The following is an 18,413-nucleotide window of genomic DNA, read 5'->3' as shown; positions in this document are numbered from 1 at the left end:
TTCAATTCAAATAGTCGCTAGACAGGCTCCATAAGCAAAATACGGAGCGGATCGATGACTATAGCGAGCGAGATCGAAACAGCGGCAGAAGATCTGAGCCGCTACTTGCATGGCCGCAGTTTTGACGATGCCTGGGACCAGTATCAGGAGGAAGGCTATGTCATCTTCCCCGATGTCCTGAGCTCCGAACAGCTGGAACAGCAGCGCGCGGCGCTCAAACCCTGGATCGATGCCGATATCCGCGGCCGCAACAATTTCGAGGGCGACCGGTCCAACCGCATCTACGGTATGCTCGACAAGGATCCGGTCTTTGCCGACCTGATCTCCCATCCCCTGCAACTGGCCTTTGCCGAGCGGGAGCTTGGCAAAAGCTGTCTGCTCTATGCCTGTCTGGCGATCAACCTGCATCCCGGCGAAACCGTCCAGCCTGGCATTTCGATGACAGCCATTGCGGTCTGGCCCGGCCGCGCGATCCGCTCAGCCTTTCGACTTTCTGGTCGATCAGCGACACGACCGAGACCAATGGTGCCACCGAAATCATCCCTGGCAGCCACAAATGGGGCGCCGAACAGCCGGTGGGCGCCAATCGCGGCTCCGACTTCCAGACCGGTGTCATTGACAAGAAGACAGGTGCAGATGATGGCCATCCCGACATGATCAAGGCGACCATGCCAGCCGGTTCGCTAATGATCGCCAAGGGGACCTTGTGGCATCGCGGCGGCGCCAACAGTTCGGGCGACCAACGCCTGATCGTGACGCCGCAATTCTGCAAGGGCTGGTGCCGTCCGCTGGAACAGCAATTGCTCGCGGTCTCCCCCGAAAAGTTGCGCGCCTCCCGAAGCGGGTGCAGGAACTATTGGGTTACAATATCCACCCACCCTTCATGGGCTATGTTGACGGCATGCACCCGGGCAGGGTTTTGACGCAGATCTGAACTGCCCTCGAAGGGAGACCATTATGAAAGCCCTGAAAAGCGACGCGCCACTGATCGTCTATGTCGACATCAAGAGTCCCTATGCTTTTGTGGCGATCCGGCCGACGCTGGCACTGGAAAAAGCGCTCGGCATGCGTTTCGACTGGCGGCCGCTGACGCTCGATATCCCCAGCTATCTGGGGTCGGCGCGTAAAAGCGGGGGCAAGGTCGTCGAAAGCACCCGCAGCGCCAGCCAGTGGGTGGGCATCAAATATGGCTATCGCGATGCCCGCCGCTATGCCGAGCGTCAGGGCCTGATGCTCAAAGGCACCGAGAAAATCTGGGACTCGTCGATCCCCAACATCGGTATATTCTGGGCGATGCAGACGGACCGTGACCGCCTGGGTGACTATTTTGAAGCGGTCTATCCGCCTTCTGGCGGCGGGAGCTTGATATCGAGGATGTTGCGGTGGTCGAGGCCTGCCTGGAACAGGCCGGTATCGACTCGACCGGCTTTGCGGCTTTCGTCAACGGCGAGGGTCGTGCGCAGCATGACGCTCTGCAAACGCAGCTCCACCCGAGCGGGATTTACGGCGTGCCGACCTATGTCTTTGACGGCACCATCCTGTTTGGCCGTGAACATCTCCCTTATGTCCGCTGGCACCTGCAGGGCCGCAAAGGTCCGGCGCCCGACATCGCTTACGAAATTGATGGCGCGGAGGCATTGCCATGCTGAAGGTCTTCATCGATTTCAAATCGCCGGCTTCCTTCCTTGCGTTAGAACCGACACTGGCTCTGGCGCAGGACACCGGCGTTCCGGTCGACTGGCGGCCTTTTGCGGTCCGCCCCTTTGTGATCCCCGAAGAACAGGCCGACGAGACGGTCGGCGAGCGCCATCGCCGCGTCCGCGCCATCGCCCGGCGCGACACCCATTTGCATTATGCTGCGGTTCAGGGGCGGGAGATGCATTTCGCTCAGGCTCCGGCGGGTAGCGGTGCTGCTCTTGCCGCCTTGGCCGGGCTGGACGGTGACCCGGTGCCGTTTCTCCGCGCCGCCTTTGATGCCTATTGGACGGATCAGGCGGACCTTGATGACGAGGCGGTGGTCGCGGGCCTGTTGTCAGATGTGAACCTTGCTCTTCCCGACATGCAGTCGGCCCGTGAAACGCTGGATTCCATCCGCGCCGAGGCAGAAGAATCCGGCATTTTCGAATCGCCTTCCTATGTCATTGCAGACCAGCTATTTGTCGGCCGCGAGCATCTCCCGTGGATCGGCTCGCTGATCAAAGCGGCGACCGTCCGGTAAAATCCGGTTCTTTTTCTTGCGAATCCGGGAATCTGGGTATAAAGGGCTGGTTCTTTCCGAAACCATGCATATATCCGAACACAGTCAAATGACTGACACCCGGAGTTTATGTGGAAACCGGCGAGAAATTTTAGGGAATCAAGCATGGCGAAAGTCAATCCAGGCGAATTCATGAATCAGGTCAAGGCCGAGACCAACAAGGTCGTCTGGCCGACATGGCCCGAGACCGTCCGTACGGCGATCCTCGTGCTGATCATGACCACCATTCTTGGTCTGTTTTTCTCGGCGTTGATTCGGTTTTAACGGGATCGTGGCCTGGCTCCTCAGCCTTGCCTAAGCGCCCCACTCAGTTTTTTAGGTTATTCGCATGGCACGCTGGTACATCATTCACGCTTATTCGGGCTTTGAACACAAGGTCAAGGAAGCCATTGAGGCGGACGCCAAGCGTCTTGGCCTGACCGAGCTGGTCGAGGATATCGAAGTCCCGACCGAGACCATCACCGAAGTCAAGCGCGGCAAGAAGATCCAGTCGGAGCGGAAATTCTTCCCCGGCTATGTTCTGGCCAAGCTGCAAATGACCGATGATGTCTATCACCTGGTCAAGAACCAGCCCAAGGTAACCGGCTTTCTCGGCAGCAGCGGCAAGCCGCAGGCGATCAGCGAAGCCGAAGCGGCCCGCATTCTCAACACCAAGGAAGAAGCCGCCAACGCTCCGAAAGAACGGATCACGGTCGCTTATGAAATCGGCGACGAGGTCAAGGTCAAATCCGGCCCGTTCAACAGCTTCAACGGCATTGTCGAGGAACTGGATTTCGACAAGAACAAGGTCAAGGTTTCCGTGTCCATCTTTGGTCGCGCAACCCCGGTCGAACTGGACTTCGGCGAAGTCGACCTGATCAGCTAGTTTTCATGCTTCGGACCCAAGTCCGGAGCACAACAGAATTTGGTGGCTTTCAGCTGCCGAATACCACCGCGGGAGGAAGTTTCGGCTTCTGTCTGACCGCTTAATTTGAGGTTTCGGAGACCCGCTCATCCCGAGCTTGTCGAAGGACCGAAAGAATGAAAGGACTGCCAAATGGCTAAGAAAATTGATGGTTATATCAATTTGCAAGTACCAGCCGGTATTGCAAATCCATCCCCGCCAATCGGCCCTGCACTGGGTCAGCGCGGCGTTAATATCATGGAATTCTGTAAGGCGTTTAACGCGGCTACGGACAAGCTTGAAAAAGGCACGCCGATCCCGACCAAGATCACGGTCTATGGCGATCGCAGCTTTACCTTCGAAACCAAGACGCCTCCGGCCAGCTATCTGATCAAGAAGCTTGCCAAGCTGAAAAAGGGTTCGAGCGAACCGGGCAAGACTTCCGGCGGGTCGATCAAGGCTTCGCAGATCAAGGAAATCGCCGAAACGAAAATGGCCGACCTCAATGCCAACAGCATTGACCAGGCTATGAAAATCATTTCAGGCACCGCACGCTCGATGGGCGTAGATGTGGTGGAGGGATAAGAACATGGCGAAACTCTCCAAAAAATGCAGGCGATCAACGAGAAAGTCGATCGCGAAAACTGTACAGCATCGATGAAGCTATCAAGACGCTGAAAGGCTTGGCTGCCGACTCGAAATTTGACGAGACGCTCGACGTCGCGATCAATCTCGGCGTTGATCCCCGCCACGCCGACCAGATGGTCCGCGGCGTGGTCTCGCTGCCAGCCGGAACCGGCAAGACCGCCCGGGTTGCAGTATTTGCCAAGGATGCGAAAGCGGACGAAGCCCGGGAAGCGGGCGCTGACACGGTTGGTGCCGAAGACCTGATGGAAGCCATGCAGGGCGGCGATCTCAACTATGATCGCATCATCGCAACCCCGGACATGATGGGCGTTGTCGGCCGTCTCGGTAAGGTTCTGGGTCCAAAAGGCCTGATGCCGAACCCGAAACTCGGCACGGTTACCCCGAATGTTGCGCAAGCGGTCAAGGATGCCAAGGGCGGCCAGATCGAATATCGCGTCGAAAAAGCGGGTATCATCCACAACGGCATTGGCAAGGTCAGCTTCTCCGAAGCCGATCTGCGCAAGAATTTCGATGCGCTGGTCAACACCGTGATCAAGGCAAAGCCAGCCGGCGCCAAGGGCAAATATGTCCGCAAGGTCGGTCTAAGCACGACCATGGGCCCGGGCCTGAAAATCGATCTCGGCGAGATCGAAGGCGCCTGATTGATATGGCCCATCCCGGCGCGAGCAGGGATGATACACAAAGCTTATAGAAAAAGGCCGGGCGCGATCCCGGCCTTTTTTCATGCGCGATAATTTTAGAAGGACCGACATGACCCACTTGCAGATCAGCGCGGACCTCAGCTACCGCCTGCCCGCGCCCTGCACGATATTGGTCCAGCTCGAGGCGGCGGCGACACCCGACCAGACACTCACCCGCACGGACATCCATATCGGACCGGCCAACAGCCAAGCGGTGGTCCCGGCCCATGACGGTATCGGCACAAGATTGTGGACCACGCAGCAGGAACAGCTCACCGTCTCCTATGCCGCGCAGGTCGCGATCGATCGGGCCACCCCGGATTTTGCCACCCTGCCCGCGACCGCGCTGAATGACTTGCCCGGCCAGGCCGTGCCTTATCTGTTCAACTCGCTCTATTGCTCGGTCCATGCCTTTGACGAACTGGTGGCCGGAGAATTTCCCGGCCTGACCGGCGGCCCGCTCGTGTCGGCGATGGCCGATTATATCGGGCAGACCATGACCTATGGCTCGGATGTCGACAATGCCAACAGCAACGCCCGGCAAAGCTTTGACGCGCGCAAGGGCGTGTGCCGCGACTATGCCCATATATTGATCAGCATGGCCCGCGCCGCCAATATCCCGGCCCGCTTTGCCAGCACTTATGCGCCCGACGTCCGCCCGCAGGATTTCCACGCCGTAGCCGAAATATTTCTCGACGGCCGCTGGCACCTGATCGACCCCACCGGCATGGCGCAGGCATCGGATATGGCGGTCATCGGCATCGGCCGCGACGCCACCGACGTCTCTTTCCTGACGGCCTTCGGCAGCATGCAAATGGTCGAGCAGAAAGTGGACGTAAGACGCATCTGAGCCGCGACCCGCAATTTCCGGCTTTCAAAGCGCACCCGTTTTCCGGTAATATTGCTCCCGAACAACTCGCGGGAGGAAAATATGCACAAGGTTCCTGCCTCTGCGGCGCCATCCAGATCGAAGTCGCCGGTGACCTGCCCGAGGCCGACGCCTGCCACTGCAGCCAGTGCCGCAAGCAGTCCGGCCATTACTGGGCCTCGATCGACGTGCCGACCAGCGCCGTCACCATCCAGGGCGAAGACCATATCCGCTGGTATCAATCCTCGGAAAAAGTCCGCCGCGGCTTCTGCGACACCTGCGGGTCCTTCCTGTTCTGGGACCCGATCCACCACGATAAGATCGCCATCGCCATGGGCTGTCTCGACCAGCCGACCGGCACGAAAATCTGGAGCCATATCTTCGTCGCCGACAAGGGGGACTATTACGAGATTGAAGCGGGGGTGCTGCAGCGGGATCGGTAAACCTTCTCCCGCGAGGGAGAAGGATACGAAGCCTTATTCGCGTAGCGGATTAGGCGCAGTTGGATGAGGTGTTCTGCCCTCGACGGCCCGGAACACCCTCACCCAGCTACGACTAGGCAACAAGTTGCCAAGTCTCCACATCCCTCTCCCTCACGGGAGAGGGGAATAGGCACGCCGCAAAATCGCAGCGGAACATTGACATTGCGGAGAATCCCGTTAATGGCTCCCCTACAAATTGTGCTTCCGTCAAAAGAATCACAATTTCCGTCCGAGACAGCCGGTGAGGGTAATTTGGCCCTCTTAATTTCCAGCCTAGACGGGGATCAGTTTTTCGTGTGGAGACACACGGGCACGCAGCCAGCGTTTTCTAACGCGGCAGAGCGGCCAAAACCCCCCCTTCGGATTATACAGGATTGGTTTCGATCAGTCCTTTCGCTCGTCATGCTGAACTTGTTTCAGCATCTCTCGGGGACGCACATTGCCTCCCGGGGTCCTGAAACAAGTTCAGGATGACGATAACTTGAATCGGATGTGGGTTTCGGCCCCCATCCACGTGAAGGAGCAAAATATGGATCGTGGTCAAAAGATCGAAGCGGTTGCCGCTCTGAACGCACTTTTCAAAGAGGCCGGGGTGGTCGTGGTGACACGCAACCTGGGTCTGACTGTCGCGCAATCAACGGCGCTGCGGACGAAAATGCGGGACGAAGGCGCAAGCTTCAAAGTCTCTAAAACCGCCTTGCCAAGCTGGCTCTGGAAGGTACCGACTATGCCCCTATAGCAGATATGCTGACGGGGCCGGTCGCGCTTGCCACATCGGATGATCCGGTGGCCGCTGCAAAAATCGCAGTGGAATTTGCAAAAACCAACGACCGTTTGGAAATCGTTGGCGGCGCAATGGGCGACACCCTTCTCGACGAAGCTGGCGTCAAATCACTGGCATCCATGCCTTCGCTTGACGAACTGCGCGGAACGATTGTTGGCCTGCTTCAGGCACCAGCAACCAAGATCGCACGGGTTCTCGTCGAGCCGGCGACCAGTGTTGCACGCGTAACCAGCGCTTATGCTGCTACGGGTGAATGAATTTAACTTCTCAAATATTTAGAAAATTGGAGCGTATTTAAAATGGCTGATATTGCAAAACTGGTCGAAGAACTTTCGAAACTCACCGTCATGGAAGCGGCTGAACTGTCCAAGCACTGGAAGAAGAGTGGGGCGTTTCCGCTGCTGCTGCAGTTGCTGTTGCTGGTCCTGCTGCTGCAGGCGGCGGCGAAGCTGCTGAAGAGCAGACCGAATTTGACGTAATCCTGACCGGCGACGGCGGCAAGAAAATCCAGGTGATTAAAGAAGTCCGTGCGATTACCGCTCTGGGCCTCACCGATGCCAAAGCCCTCGTCGAAGGCGCGCCTAAAGCCATCAAGGAAGGCGTTGCCAAAGCCGAAGCTGAAGAAATCAAAGCGAAGATCGAAGCAGCCGGCGGTACCGTCGAACTCAAATAAGCCTGACGGTTTATTGCAAAATTTGGGGCGGCTTCCGGTTCGGGAGCCGCCCCTTTTTTTATTTTGGGCAGGCCGTCCCGGGGTTTGACCGCCGGGCGCCGGCACTCGCTCCTGTCAGCGACAATCTACAGGGTGGACACTTCCCTTCCCAGCTTTGACTAAAATGGTGCACCGGTATATTCTGGGCGATATTGGTTTCGACCAGGATCGGAGGCACCGGATGTTCACATTTCCGCTACTCATTCAAATTCATGTGATCGCTGCTGTCGTCGCGATTGTCACCGGGATGGTCGTATTCTCGCTGCCCAAGGGTGACAGGCGCCACCGGTTCTGGGCCTGCGTCTATGTCACCGCGATGATGGTTACCACCGGTATAGTCATATTCGTGCCGGCAACGGTGCTGGAATTTGGCGACAGCGGCTGGGGCTTTTTCCACCTGTTCATCCTGGTTGGCGGAGTCAGCGCCTTTGTCGGGATTTTCGCCCTGTTCAAATGGCGCAGGACGCGCGATCCGGCATGGCTGCGCAATCACCAGATCCGCTTCCCTTTCTCTTATGCAGGGTTGCTGATGGCCGGCGTCAGCCAGCTTTCGACCAATCCCCGCTTCGGCCTCGTCAACACATTGACCCCTGCCCAATTCTGGCTGAGCTTCATCGCCACCAATCTGGCGATCCTGGCGGTCGCGATGTTTTTCGTGTCGCGCTATCTGGCAAAAGGCGATCCCCGCCGGCGCTACGCGATGAAAATCTGAACGCGCGCCTTTTTCCTTGCAGAGGCCTCGCGCCGCTCTAGACTCCCGCGCATGACCGACAATGAAGATCTCGCCGCGCTGGTGCGCACGATAGCCGACTATCCGAAACCGGGTATCCAGTTTCGCGACGTATCCACGCTGCTGCTCGACGGCCCTGCCTTTCGTCAGACCATCGACCGGATGATTGCGCTGGTCGACCCCGACAGTTTCGACCTGATCGCCGGTATAGAGGCGCGCGGCTTCATCGTTTCGGCGGCAATGTCCTATGCGCTCGGCAAGGGCAAGGTGATGCTGCGCAAGCCGGGCAAGCTTCCCGGAAAATCGGTGAGCATCGACTATGCGCTGGAATATGGCACGGACCGGATCGAGATGCACGACGACGCGATCCGGCCAGGACAGCGGGTGCTGCTGGTCGACGATCTGCTGGCCACCGGCGGCACCGCCATGGCGGGCGTGGAGTTGCTCCGTGGCCAGGGTGCCGTGGTCGAACGGGCACTGTTCATTGTCGACCTGCCCGATCTCGGCGGCGCGGAGAACCTTGCCGCCGCAGGGGTAAAGCCAATGACCCTGATGGTCTTTGCCGGTGATTGATCTCCAACCCCAGATTGATCGAATAGCGGTCATAACCGGCGTCCAAGATGAAGCCGATGCGTTTCTGCGCGGTCACAACGCTGCCAGGCATGGCAGCCCTTTCGGCGATTACCGGACGGTCGATCATCCAAGATTGAACAAGGTCGCGGCCAAGCTTGCGATCATGTGTTCGGGTATCGGCAAGGTCCATGCAGGTGCTGCCGCGATGTTTTGCGGCAGCATTTCAAACCGGATCTATTCCTTGTTATCGGAACAGCGGGACAGGTGAGCGACATAGACGGGGACTGTTTCTATCTGCACCAAAGCCTGCAAGCCGACTATGGCACGCTGGAAAGATTTGGCGACCATGAAGGCTTTACCCACTATGATGCGGGCGCATGGCCGATTGGCCCGGCCGACTGGTCTCCGTTTGCAGCACTAGCCCAGCCAAATGGGTTCGACCTTCCTCATGCCCGCATCGCCACCGCCGACTGTTTCGTCAAATGCCCCGATCGCTCAGGCTATTTGCGCGATGTCTTGCAGGCCGATCTGGTCGACATGGAGACCGCAGCTGTCGCCCAGATTGCCACGCTGCTCGACATCCCCTGGGCCGGGATCAAGGCAGTAACCGACGGCGCCAACAGCGACAGTTCCGGCGACTTTCACGCCAATCTCGAAAGGACCGCTAACCGCGCCGCCAGCGAGGCAGCGCGGTTTATAGAATTGCTGTAGCCAGACCCGTTCGCCCTGAACCGGTCAATTGACGACCCATTCCGTTCGTCCGGAGCTCGTCGAAGGACCGCTACAGGCGGAACTCCAGCAGCAGGAAAACCTAGCCCGCCACCCAGTTGCCGTGGAACCCAGGCGGGATGCGATGCGGCAGATGGATCACCGCCTGCGGCTCGCCAACAAAATCATCCGCGTTAAGGATGTGCAATTCGGTTTTTCCTGCGCCGCATCGATCACCAAACCGATCAGCCAGCCCTCGTCCTCGGCCGCATCCGGCGAGCGGGGCACGAACACAAATTCTCCAGGGTGGCGATCCGGACCGAAGTCGCGCACCAGCTTGCTGCCCTCTTCCAGATCATGTTTGAACAATTCGGTGCCCGCCATGTCCAGTTCATCGGGACGGCCCGCCAGCGCGATATCGTAGATATAGCGATAGGGCTGCATCGTTTTCCGCTCGTCATAGCGCGGGAATTCCTGCGCCCGGTCGTCCAGAATCTTGCGGTCGACTTTCTTGCTCACCGGATCGACGGTCCAGCGTTCCAGCCGTGACCATTCGCCGCCCGGACCGAAGGTTGTTCGTGCGTAGGTGCTTTCGTGCACCACAACATCGACAATCACCTTGCCGTCGGCGGTTTCGAAGGCATTGGCAGGATGATAGACGTAGCAGGGCTCGTCCAGCTCGCACCAGATGGTTTCCATGCCCAGACCATCGCGCGGGCACAGACCGACACGCGCGCCATGGTCGGGATTCCAGTCATAGGGGAATTCGAATCCGGCGAGCATCCGCTTCATCGAGAAAGTCGCCGGCAGATCGAAAACCAGCACATGATTTTCGGTAATCTGGCAATCGTGGATTGATGGCCCCTGGCGCACCGGAATCGGTTCCTCGCGGCGGACCTTCCCGTCCTTGTCCAGCACCACATGCCAGACCTTGTCCATCACCGGCGCGTCATAGCAGATGGCGTGCATCTCGCCGGTGGCCGGATCGAGATGGGGATGGGCGGAAAAGGCGTGATTCAGTGTATTATCGAACGGATTATGCGCAATTGTGTCCAGTTCTGCAGACATTTCCACCGGAAATCCCCCGCTTCGACGATCGCGAAGGTCCGGCCGTTGATGCCGACGATATTGGTATTGGCATTATCGGTGCGCGGTTTGCGGGTGCCCGGCTTGCGCTCTTCGCCCAGCGCATCGCTCACCTTGTTCGACCGGATCCAGCGGTTGCGATACCATTCCGCCTTGCCACCGGCAATCCGGATGCCGTGGGCCATGCCGTCACCGGTGAACCAGTGGTAGCTCGCCTCGTCCGGTGCCTGGACCGGATTGGGCCCGATCCGCAGGTAGCGACCGTCAAGCTGGGCCGGGATTTCGCCGTCTACGTCCAGGTCCGCCAGCGTCACCTCTTCGGTCATCGGCTTGTGCACACCAGTCAGATAGGGATGCCCGCCCTCGGGCTTTTCCAGCCGCTTGCGGTTGAAGCTCGACACGGCGCCCATGACGGGCGTAACGGCGGCACGGATAGTTTTTCAATTACAGAGGCCATGGATATTTCCTTCCGGGTTGAAACAGCTGTCAGTCGGCGACAGACGATTTGGACCATGCAAAGGAAATTGCGTGCATCATTGGCAATATCCTCTCTTCCAGCTTGGCAAACCGAGTCGCAATGTTTATGCTGTTAACATGACCGACAATGATAACAGTGTCAACATAAGAGTGGCGGAAGGTGGAACATGCTTCCAATCCTTCCAGTGAGCGGGCCCTATCATCACGGGGATCTGCGCGCTGCGGCGCTGCAATTGGGGATGGAGCGACTGGAAAATCAGGAGCAACCGGATCTTGGCCTGCGTGCCCTTGCCCGCGATCTCGGGGTCTCGGCCACCGCGCTTTACCGGCATTTTCCCAACAAGGATGCCCTGCTGGATGCGCTGGCGCTGGAGGGCCTCAACCGGCTCGGCGGGAACCAGGCAGAGGCGGCCGCGAAAGCCGGCGGCGGCCGCGACGGTTTCGGCGAAGTCGGCGTAACCTATGTCAAATGGGCGGTCGAACACCCCGCCCTGTTGCGACTGATCTACAACCGCGTCGGCCAGGTCGATCTGGCTGCCGATGATCCTACCGCGATGGGCGAGGCCTTTTACCAGCTGCGCGCCGGCATCGCCGCAACCATGCCGGACGATATGCCGAAGGACCAGCGGGCGGCTGCCGCTCTTCACGCATGGTCGCTGGTCCACGGTCTCGCCATGCTGATCCTCGACGGGCAGGTGGCCTACGATCCCGAGATGGTGCGCAAGGTGGTGCTGATGAAGGATTTCGGCGACTGCTGAACGCCAGCGACAAACGCCAAGGCCGGCCTTCCTGTGCTTAACCTGCCTTTTACCTGATTCTGCTAGGCCTCCACCCCGGACAAGAGGCGGGGATCAAGAAACAGGCGGATGAGAGATTTCTTCACCAAAGGTGACTTGCCGGCCAAGCTCTATACCGGAATAATTCTCGGGCTGATGGGGGTGCTTGCAGCGCTCGAGCTCGCCCTAGCCGACCGCAAATACGGACTTTTCACCGGTGGTTTCGGCCAGTCGCAGGCGGTCGACACGCTGACCGAGCGCATGATCTTCCTTGCCGGCTATTTCTCTGCGATGGCGTTGCTGCTTTTCGGCATCTGGTGGATCATCGTCCGGCTGTTCCGCAGCCGGAGGTCCTGGCCTCCGTTGTTCCTGCTGGTGACGATTGCAGGGGGAACCTATGTCCTGCTGCTCGCTCTTACTTTCCAGCTGCACCAATATTTCAGCGACACGATGAGTTTCGCACTGATGGCCAATCTCGGCGGCGGCAGTCTGACCGATGCGCTGCTATTTGCCTCGAACGAGATTGTGCTCGGCCTCGCCGCACTGTTTGTCGGCCTGTGCGCCTATATTTTCCTGTTCCGCCTGCTGTCGCGCAAATATCCGGTGCGCGCCGGACATTTACCATGGCCGGCGCATGGCCGCCGGGCCATGCTTGCATTCGTCTCGACGCTTCTGCTGGCGATCGCGGTGCCGGCGGCATCAGCCGATGTGAAAATGGTCTCAACCGCACGCTCGCCTGGGGGCTGTTCACGCAGGCAGCCAACCAGATTACCGACTTTGACCGTGACGGCTATGGCTGGGTCTCCAGCATGCCGGACCGGCATCCGTTCAACAGCGCCCGCTATCCGCTGGCGCTGGATATCCCTGGGAACGGAATCGATGAGGATGGCTATGGCGGCGATCTGGAACTGGCGCCCATGCCAACGCAACCGCCGGCCCCCTGATAACGGGCAAACGTCCACATCTGATCCTGATCGTCATGGAGAGCGCGCGCTATGACGTGATTGGCAAGCGCATCGATGGCAAGCCGGTTGCGCCCAATCTCGAATCCATTGCCGAATCCGGCAGCCTTGTCTCTCCGGCTTTCAGCCATGTCGGCTTTACCACCGCATCGCTCAAATCGCTGTTTGGCGGGGCCCTGCAACCGGCAGACGGATCGCCCTCGCTGTTCCGCGAACTCAAGTCCAGCGGCTATGAAATCGCTGTCTTTTCCGGGCAGCCGGAAGATTTCGGTGATATTTCGGAGACCGTCGGCATGCGCGAGAATGCCGATATCTTTATCGATGGCGAGAAGTTGAAACATCTGCGCGCTTTCGGCAATGGTGCCCAGGGTTCGATCCTGGTCGACGAGAAACATCTGCTGAAAGCCTTTGCCGAAGAATATCGGCAGCCCGCGAAATGGCAGCAACCGCAATTTCTCTATTTCAATTTCCAGTCTCCGCATTTCCCCTATTTTCACGAGGGAATGCCCGTCAAACTGACCGACAGGCCCCTGCCCCGGCCCGAGATCAACGCCGGTAACCGGGACCGGCTGCAGCGGACCTACTGGAACGCGGTCCACTATTCCGACCAGCAACTTGGCATTCTGGTTTCCCGCCTGAAGCGGGACGGCCTGTGGGAGGACAGCGTGGTTGTCGTTACCGGCGACCATGGCGAAGACCTGTTCGAGGACGGATTTCTCGGCCATGGCCACAATATCAACATTCGCCAATATGGCACCTTTCTGGTCACCAACCGCCCGGGCGTTGAGGCCAGCGGCCCGATTGGCATGAGCGACTATCGCGCCATCATATTGTCGCTGCTCAAGGGCCAAAACCGGAGATCCCGGTAAAACCCGTGCTGATGACGGTCGGCGACCTCGAACGGCCGACACAGATCGGCATCGCCGAAGGCGCCTCGACGCTTACTTCGCTGCGGCTCGACACCGGCGAGGCCTGTATGGTCGAAAAGAAACAATGCGCCGGCGCCGGCGACCTGACCGGAGCTTTCAGGGACCGCGTCGACCGGCTGATCCGCGTCTGGGGATCGGCAAGATGGCAGAACCGGAGCGATCCGAAGCGCGATTGAGCGCAACCGCCACAATGTCGGTGTCTCCGGCACGCCAATCTCGGACACGCCTCTTGACCCAAAGCCGCTATCTCCCTATATCCCGCGCTCACCACAGATTTCGAGACAGGGCGTGCAGTCGCGCGGCGCGCCAGAAGAAATGAAATTTGCACGGTTTTCAGGACGCTAAAAAGCTGCAGTTTCCCGCTTCGGGAGACATGCGGCTTTTGTTGTCTTGAAGCGCCTCCACATTTTGATTTTCCGCCGGTTTTCCGGCGATGGCGAGAAGGCAAAACTATATGGCTACCCAAGCAGCTTCGGTCAAAACGACGGCTCCGACCCCCACCCGCAAGAAGCGTATTCGCAAGATCTTCGGCGACATCCACGAAGTCATCGAAATGCCGAATCTCATCGAGGTTCAGCGCGAATCATATGAGCAGTTCCTGCGTTCGGATCCTTCGATCGGATATGTCTCCGGCCTCGAAAAGACGCTGCGCAGCGTTTTTCCGATCCGCGATTTTGCCGGCACCGCCGAAATGGACTTCGTCAACTATCAGCTCGAAGATCCCAAATATAATGTCGAGGAATGCCGTCAGCGGGGCATCACCTATGCCGCGCCGATGAAGGTGACCCTTCGCCTGATCGTGTTCGAGGTCGACCCCGAAACAGAAGCACGCTCGGTTCTCGATATCAAAGAACAAGACGTTTATATGGGCGACATGCCTCTGATGACCAAGAACGGCACGTTCGTCATCAACGGCACCGAGCGCGTTATCGTCAGCCAGATGCACCGTTCGCCCGGTGTGCTGTTTGACCATGACCGCGGCAAGACCCACTCGTCCGGCAAATTCCTCTTCGCCGCCCGCGTTATTCCATACCGCGGCAGCTGGCTCGACTTTGAATTTGACGCCAAAGATATCGTCAACGTCCGTATCGACCGCAAGCGCAAGCTGCCGGTGACCGCATTGCTGCGTTCGCTGGGTGACGCGATTCTGGAAGTCAAAGAGAAGAAGCCTGATTTCAAGGTCGGCGAGATGGTTCGTGTCAGCGGCATGAAACAGCCTGCCGAAATTCTCGAGATTGACGGCAATCTGATCACGATCCGCGAACCCATGGGCGCGATCGAATTCAACGGCGGCAAGATTGAAGACGAAGGCCGCACCAAGAGCGCCGAAATCGTCAAGATCGTCAAGCAGGGCTATTCGGAAGAAGATATCCTCAACCTGTTCTACGAGCGCATCGTTTACAAGCGCGCGAAAGACGGCTGGACCATTCCTTTCGTCGCCGAACAATGGCGCGGCATCAAGCCGACCTTTGACATTGTCGACGCGCAGAGCGGAGAAGTCGTTTTTGAAGCGGCGACCAAGATCACCCCGCGCGCTGCCAAGAAAGCCGAATCCGATGGCATGAAAAACATCGTCATCCCGACCGAGGAAATTTTCGGTCGCTACAGCGCCTTTGACCTGATCAACGAGAAAACCGGCGAGATTTACATCGAAGCGGCGACGAAGTGACCGCCGAAAATCTCGAGAAGATTGACGGTGCCGGCATCGACGCGCTCGAACTGCTCGACATCGACCATGTCACAACCGGTCCATGGATCCGCAACACGCTGAAGGTCGACAAGGCCGAAGACCGCGACGGCGCCCTGTCCGACATCTACCGCGTCATGCGTCCTGGCGAACCGCCAACGCGCGAAACCGCAGAAGCTCTTTTCGAAGGCCTGTTCTTCGATCCGGAACGCTATGACCTGTCCGCCGTGGGCCGTGTCAAACTCAACATGCGTCTCGAGCTGGATGCGCCTGCTGATTATACGATCCTGCGCAAGGAAGACATTCTCGCCGTTGTCAAAACCCTCGTCGATCTGAAAGACGGCAAGGGCGAAGTCGATGACATCGATAATCTCGGCAACCGGCGTGTCCGTTCGGTTGGCGAGCTGCTGGAAAACCAGTATCGCGTCGGCCTTCTCCGCATGGAGCGCGCCGTCAAGGAGCGCATGAGCAGCGTCGACGTATCCACCGTGATGCCGAACGATCTGATCAACGCGAAGCCTGCGGTTGCTACCGTTCGCGAATTCTTCGGCTCCTCGCAGCTGTCGCAGTTCATGGATCAGACCAATCCGCTTTCGGAAGTCACCCATAAACGCCGCGTATCAGCCTTGGGCCCCGGTGGTCTGACCCGTGAACGGGCCGGCTTTGAAGTCCGCGACGTTCACCCGACCCATTATGGCCGTATCTGCCCGATTGAAACGCCGGAAGGCCGAACATCGGTCTGATCAACTCGCTGGCATCGTTCAGCCGCGTCAACCAGTACGGCTTTATCGAAACGCCATACCGGAAAGTCGTGGACAACAAGGTCACCAATGACGTTGTCTATCTTTCCGCCATGGAAGAGCAGAAGCACACCGTGGCCCAGGCAAATGCCGAGCTGACCGAAGACGGCAGCTTCGTCGAAGAAATCGTTTCCTCGCGTCAGGCTGGCGAATTCCTGATGGCGCCGCGCGACATCATCACGCTGATGGACGTCAGCCCGAAACAGCTGGTTTCGGTTGCTGCCTCGCTCATTCCTTTCCTGGAAAACGATGACGCCAACCGCGCGCTCATGGGATCGAACATGCAACGTCAGGCTGTGCCTCTGGTGAAAGCCGAAGCACCGTTTGTCGGAACCGGCATGGAAGAAACCGTGGCCCGCGACTCTGGCGCAGCCATCGCGGCCCGCCGCGCCGGCATCGTCGATCAGGTGGACGCCACCCGTATCGTCATCCGCGCATCGGGCGCTGTCGAAGCCGGCAAATCCGGTGTCGACATCTACACGCTGCAGAAATTCCAGCGGTCCAACCAGAACACCTGCATCAACCAGCGTCCGCTGGTGAAGGTCGGCGAAATCGTCCAGCAGGGCGACACGATCGCCGACGGTCCGTCCACAGACATGGGCGAACTGGCACTCGGCAAGAACAGCCTCGTCGCTTTCATGCCCTGGAATGGCTACAACTACGAGGATAGTATCCTCATCTCCGAACGGATCGTGAAAGACGACGTCTTCACCTCGATCCACATCGAAGAATTTGAAGTCATGGCCCGCGATACCAAGCTTGGCCCCGAAGACATCACCCGCGACATTCCGAATGTCGGCGAGGAAGCGCTGCGCAATCTCGACGAAGCAGGCATTGTCTATATCGGTGCGGAAATCGAGCCTGGCGATATTCTCGTCGGCAAGATCACGCCCAAGGGCGAATCGCCGATGACGCCGGAAGAGAAACTCCTCCGCGCCATCTTCGGTGAAAAAGCGTCCGACGTGCGTGATACCTCCCTGCGCCTGCCGCCGGGCGTTGCCGGCACGGTCGTCGAAGTCCGTGTCTTCAACCGCCACGGCATCGACAAGGACGAACGTGCGCTGGCGATCGAACGCGAGGAAATCGGTCGCTTTACCAAGGATCGCGACGACGAACGCGCCATTCTCAACCGTGCAACTTTCAACACGCTGAAAGACATGCTGATCGGCCAGACCGCGACTTCCGCGCCCAAGCCGATGAAGAAGGGTGCGACGATCACCGAGGAAAGCCTGTCCGAACTGGAACAGGTCGACTGGTGGAAGATCGCCGTCAAGGATGATCAGGTTCAGTCCGATTTCGAAGCCACCCGTCAGCAATATGACGAAGCGATCAAGCTGATCAACGAACGGTTCGAAGACCGTCGCGAGAAGCTGGAACGCGGTGACGAACTGGCGCCTGGCGTATTGAAAATGGTCAAGGTCTTTGTCGCGGTGAAGCGCAAGCTGCAACCGGGCGACAAAATGGCCGGCCGTCACGGTAACAAGGGGGTTATCTCCCGGATTCTGCCGCAGGAAGACATGCCGTTCCTCGAAGACGGTACACCGGTTGACATCGTGCTCAACCCGCTGGGTGTGCCTTCGCGAATGAACGTCGGACAGATTTTCGAAACGCATCTGGGCTGGGCCGCACGTGGTCTGGGCCAGCAGGTCACCGAAGCTCTGGAAGAATGGAAGCTTGCCAACCCCGATCCACAGGCAGCACCGCCACCGGATGCGGTCAAGGAGCGGCTCAAGGTCATTTACGGCGAACAATATCACGAAGATATCGACAGCCGTGACACTTCCGAGATCGTTGAAATGGTCGGTCATCTGCGTCACGGTGTTCCGATGGGCACACCGGTATTTGACGGTGCGCATGAAAGCGATATTTCCGACATGCTCGAACTGGCAGGTCTGGATCGCAGCGGTCAGGTCAATCTCTATGATGGACGGACCGGCGACAAGTTCGACCGCAAGGTGACCGTGGGCTATATCTACATGCTCAAACTGCACCATCTGGTCGACGACAAGATCCACGCCCGTTCGATTGGCCCCTACAGCCTTGTCACGCAGCAGCCTCTCGGCGGTAAAGCCCAGTTCGGCGGACAGCGTTTCGGGGAAATGGAAGTCTGGGCACTGCAGGCTTACGGCGCGGCTTACACGCTGCAGGAAATGCTGACGGTCAAGTCCGATGACGTGATCGGCCGGACCAAGGTTTACGAAGCGATCGTCAAGGGTGACGATACGTTCGAAGCCGGCGTTCCGGAAAGCTTCAATGTTCTGGTCAAGGAAATGCGGTCGCTCGGCCTCAACATCCAACTCTCCAGCTTTGGTGACGAAGATGATGAAGACGACGACGGGATTGCGATAGCGGCGGAGTGAAGCGCTAGTTT

15 protein-coding genes and 7 pseudogenes are annotated in these 18,413 nt (G+C 58.6%); 20 read left to right on the top strand and 2 right to left on the bottom strand.

Translation table 11 applies throughout. The features are described from left to right. The first annotated feature begins 131 nt into the window (after positions 1–131). From C8024_RS23200 to C8024_RS08450, 15 genes and pseudogenes are all read left to right on the top strand, one after another. A complete protein-coding gene (locus C8024_RS23200; RefSeq protein ID WP_217272091.1) occupies positions 132–923 on the top strand; it encodes a phytanoyl-CoA dioxygenase family protein in 792 nt (263 codons plus the stop codon). Positions 924–1,352: 429 nt separating this feature from the next. After that, positions 1,353–1,649: pseudogene (locus C8024_RS20160) on the top strand (DsbA family protein); the annotation flags it as partial. Next, the gene (locus tag C8024_RS08510; protein WP_173204086.1) at positions 1,643–2,218 is read left to right on the top strand and encodes a DsbA family protein; all 576 of its coding nucleotides are present in this window, start codon (positions 1,643–1,645) and stop codon (positions 2,216–2,218) included. The pseudogene C8024_RS20160 and the gene C8024_RS08510, both read left to right, overlap by 7 nt. Before the next feature lie 144 nt (positions 2,219–2,362). After that, positions 2,363–2,555, top strand: a pseudogene (gene secE / locus C8024_RS08505) (preprotein translocase subunit SecE). 30 nt (positions 2,556–2,585) lie between these two features. Continuing rightward, entirely contained in the window at positions 2,586–3,122 is a 537-nt protein-coding gene (gene nusG, locus C8024_RS08500; protein ID WP_173204083.1) for a transcription termination/antitermination protein NusG, read from the top strand. A gap of 171 nt (positions 3,123–3,293) precedes the next feature. Then, complete coding sequence (gene rplK / locus C8024_RS08495) at positions 3,294–3,725, top strand: 50S ribosomal protein L11 (protein ID WP_100092806.1); 432 nt, start codon at positions 3,294–3,296, stop codon at positions 3,723–3,725. A gap of 4 nt (positions 3,726–3,729) precedes the next feature. Beyond that, positions 3,730–4,429, top strand: a pseudogene (gene rplA / locus C8024_RS08490) (50S ribosomal protein L1). 109 nt (positions 4,430–4,538) lie between these two features. Further along, complete coding sequence (locus C8024_RS08485; RefSeq protein ID WP_173204118.1) at positions 4,539–5,318, top strand: transglutaminase family protein; 780 nt, start codon at positions 4,539–4,541, stop codon at positions 5,316–5,318. Then, positions 5,207–5,779, top strand: coding sequence for a GFA family protein (locus C8024_RS23195; protein WP_367947234.1), 573 nt, complete (start codon positions 5,207–5,209; stop codon positions 5,777–5,779). The genes C8024_RS08485 and C8024_RS23195 overlap by 112 nt, the downstream gene beginning before the upstream one ends. Positions 5,780–6,347: 568 nt before the next feature. Next, a pseudogene (gene rplJ, locus C8024_RS08475) lies at positions 6,348–6,859 on the top strand (50S ribosomal protein L10). Positions 6,860–6,901: 42 nt separating this feature from the next. After that, positions 6,902–7,275, top strand: a pseudogene (gene rplL / locus C8024_RS08470) (50S ribosomal protein L7/L12). A gap of 220 nt (positions 7,276–7,495) precedes the next feature. Further along, positions 7,496–8,026 carry a hypothetical protein gene (locus C8024_RS08465; RefSeq protein ID WP_173204081.1) on the top strand — a complete coding sequence of 177 codons (531 nt, stop codon included), beginning with the start codon at positions 7,496–7,498 and terminating at the stop codon, positions 8,024–8,026. A 51-nt stretch (positions 8,027–8,077) separates the two neighbouring features. Continuing rightward, the gene (locus C8024_RS08460) at positions 8,078–8,617 is read left to right on the top strand and encodes an adenine phosphoribosyltransferase (RefSeq protein ID WP_173204079.1); all 540 of its coding nucleotides are present in this window, start codon (positions 8,078–8,080) and stop codon (positions 8,615–8,617) included. Continuing rightward, a complete protein-coding gene (locus C8024_RS08455) occupies positions 8,610–8,885 on the top strand; it encodes a hypothetical protein (protein ID WP_173203969.1) in 276 nt (91 codons plus the stop codon). Before C8024_RS08460 ends, C8024_RS08455 begins: the two co-directional genes overlap by 8 nt. Continuing rightward, entirely contained in the window at positions 8,882–9,328 is a 447-nt protein-coding gene (locus C8024_RS08450; RefSeq protein WP_367947229.1) for a hypothetical protein, read from the top strand. The genes C8024_RS08455 and C8024_RS08450 overlap by 4 nt, the downstream gene beginning before the upstream one ends. 100 nt (positions 9,329–9,428) lie before the next feature. Here C8024_RS08450 and C8024_RS08445 read toward each other — a convergent pair. Both C8024_RS08445 and C8024_RS21330 read right to left on the bottom strand, forming a co-directional pair. After that, a pseudogene (locus C8024_RS08445) lies at positions 9,429–10,393 on the bottom strand (carotenoid oxygenase family protein). Continuing rightward, positions 10,342–10,821, bottom strand: a complete 480-nt coding sequence (locus tag C8024_RS21330) for a carotenoid oxygenase family protein (RefSeq protein WP_254305720.1) — start codon at positions 10,819–10,821, stop codon at positions 10,342–10,344. Before C8024_RS21330 ends, C8024_RS08445 begins: the two are co-directional and overlap by 52 nt. A 234-nt stretch (positions 10,822–11,055) precedes the next feature. On the opposite strand from C8024_RS21330, the gene C8024_RS22540 reads away from it, so the two are divergent. The 5 genes and pseudogenes from C8024_RS22540 (at position 11,056) to rpoB (ending at position 18,402) form a co-directional block, all read left to right on the top strand. Continuing rightward, positions 11,056–11,646, top strand: a complete 591-nt coding sequence (locus C8024_RS22540) for a TetR/AcrR family transcriptional regulator (protein WP_302051607.1) — start codon at positions 11,056–11,058, stop codon at positions 11,644–11,646. A gap of 108 nt (positions 11,647–11,754) precedes the next feature. After that, on the top strand, positions 11,755–12,663 hold the full coding sequence (locus tag C8024_RS08435) for a hypothetical protein (protein WP_173204075.1): 909 nt from the start codon (positions 11,755–11,757) through the stop codon (positions 12,661–12,663). Next, positions 12,644–13,495 (top strand): sulfatase-like hydrolase/transferase, encoded by an 852-nt coding sequence (locus tag C8024_RS08430; RefSeq protein WP_173204073.1) that lies wholly within the window; start codon positions 12,644–12,646, stop codon positions 13,493–13,495. Before C8024_RS08435 ends, C8024_RS08430 begins: the two co-directional genes overlap by 20 nt. Positions 13,496–13,506: 11 nt before the next feature. Continuing rightward, positions 13,507–13,731, top strand: coding sequence for a hypothetical protein (locus tag C8024_RS08425; protein WP_173204071.1), 225 nt, complete (start codon positions 13,507–13,509; stop codon positions 13,729–13,731). Between the two features lie 278 nt (positions 13,732–14,009). Next, positions 14,010–18,402: pseudogene (gene rpoB, locus C8024_RS08420) on the top strand (DNA-directed RNA polymerase subunit beta). Positions 18,403–18,413 lie beyond the last annotated feature (11 nt).

The organism is Sphingopyxis sp. BSNA05, from assembly GCF_013265645.1.
Taxonomy (GTDB): domain Bacteria; phylum Pseudomonadota; class Alphaproteobacteria; order Sphingomonadales; family Sphingomonadaceae; genus Parasphingorhabdus.
Note: the sequence above shows the minus strand (reverse complement) of the source record. Positions and strands in the feature narration are given on the sequence as shown.

Excerpts from the sequence above, each read along its gene's own strand:
- C8024_RS08510 (WP_173204086.1), top strand. The coding sequence starts at position 1,643 with ATGCTGAAGGTCTTCATCGATTTCAAATCGCCGGCTTCCTTCCTTGCG.
- nusG (WP_173204083.1), top strand. The coding sequence starts at position 2,586 with ATGGCACGCTGGTACATCATTCACGCTTATTCGGGCTTTGAACACAAG.
- rplK (WP_100092806.1), top strand. The coding sequence starts at position 3,294 with ATGGCTAAGAAAATTGATGGTTATATCAATTTGCAAGTACCAGCCGGT.
- C8024_RS08485 (WP_173204118.1), top strand. The coding sequence starts at position 4,539 with ATGACCCACTTGCAGATCAGCGCGGACCTCAGCTACCGCCTGCCCGCG.
- C8024_RS08465 (WP_173204081.1), top strand. The coding sequence starts at position 7,496 with ATGTTCACATTTCCGCTACTCATTCAAATTCATGTGATCGCTGCTGTC.
- C8024_RS08460 (WP_173204079.1), top strand. The coding sequence starts at position 8,078 with ATGACCGACAATGAAGATCTCGCCGCGCTGGTGCGCACGATAGCCGAC.
- C8024_RS21330 (WP_254305720.1), bottom strand. The coding sequence starts at position 10,821 with ATGGGCGCCGTGTCGAGCTTCAACCGCAAGCGGCTGGAAAAGCCCGAG.
- C8024_RS22540 (WP_302051607.1), top strand. The coding sequence starts at position 11,056 with ATGCTTCCAATCCTTCCAGTGAGCGGGCCCTATCATCACGGGGATCTG.
- C8024_RS08435 (WP_173204075.1), top strand. The coding sequence starts at position 11,755 with ATGAGAGATTTCTTCACCAAAGGTGACTTGCCGGCCAAGCTCTATACC.
- C8024_RS08430 (WP_173204073.1), top strand. The coding sequence starts at position 12,644 with ATGGAGAGCGCGCGCTATGACGTGATTGGCAAGCGCATCGATGGCAAG.
- C8024_RS08425 (WP_173204071.1), top strand. The coding sequence starts at position 13,507 with ATGACGGTCGGCGACCTCGAACGGCCGACACAGATCGGCATCGCCGAA.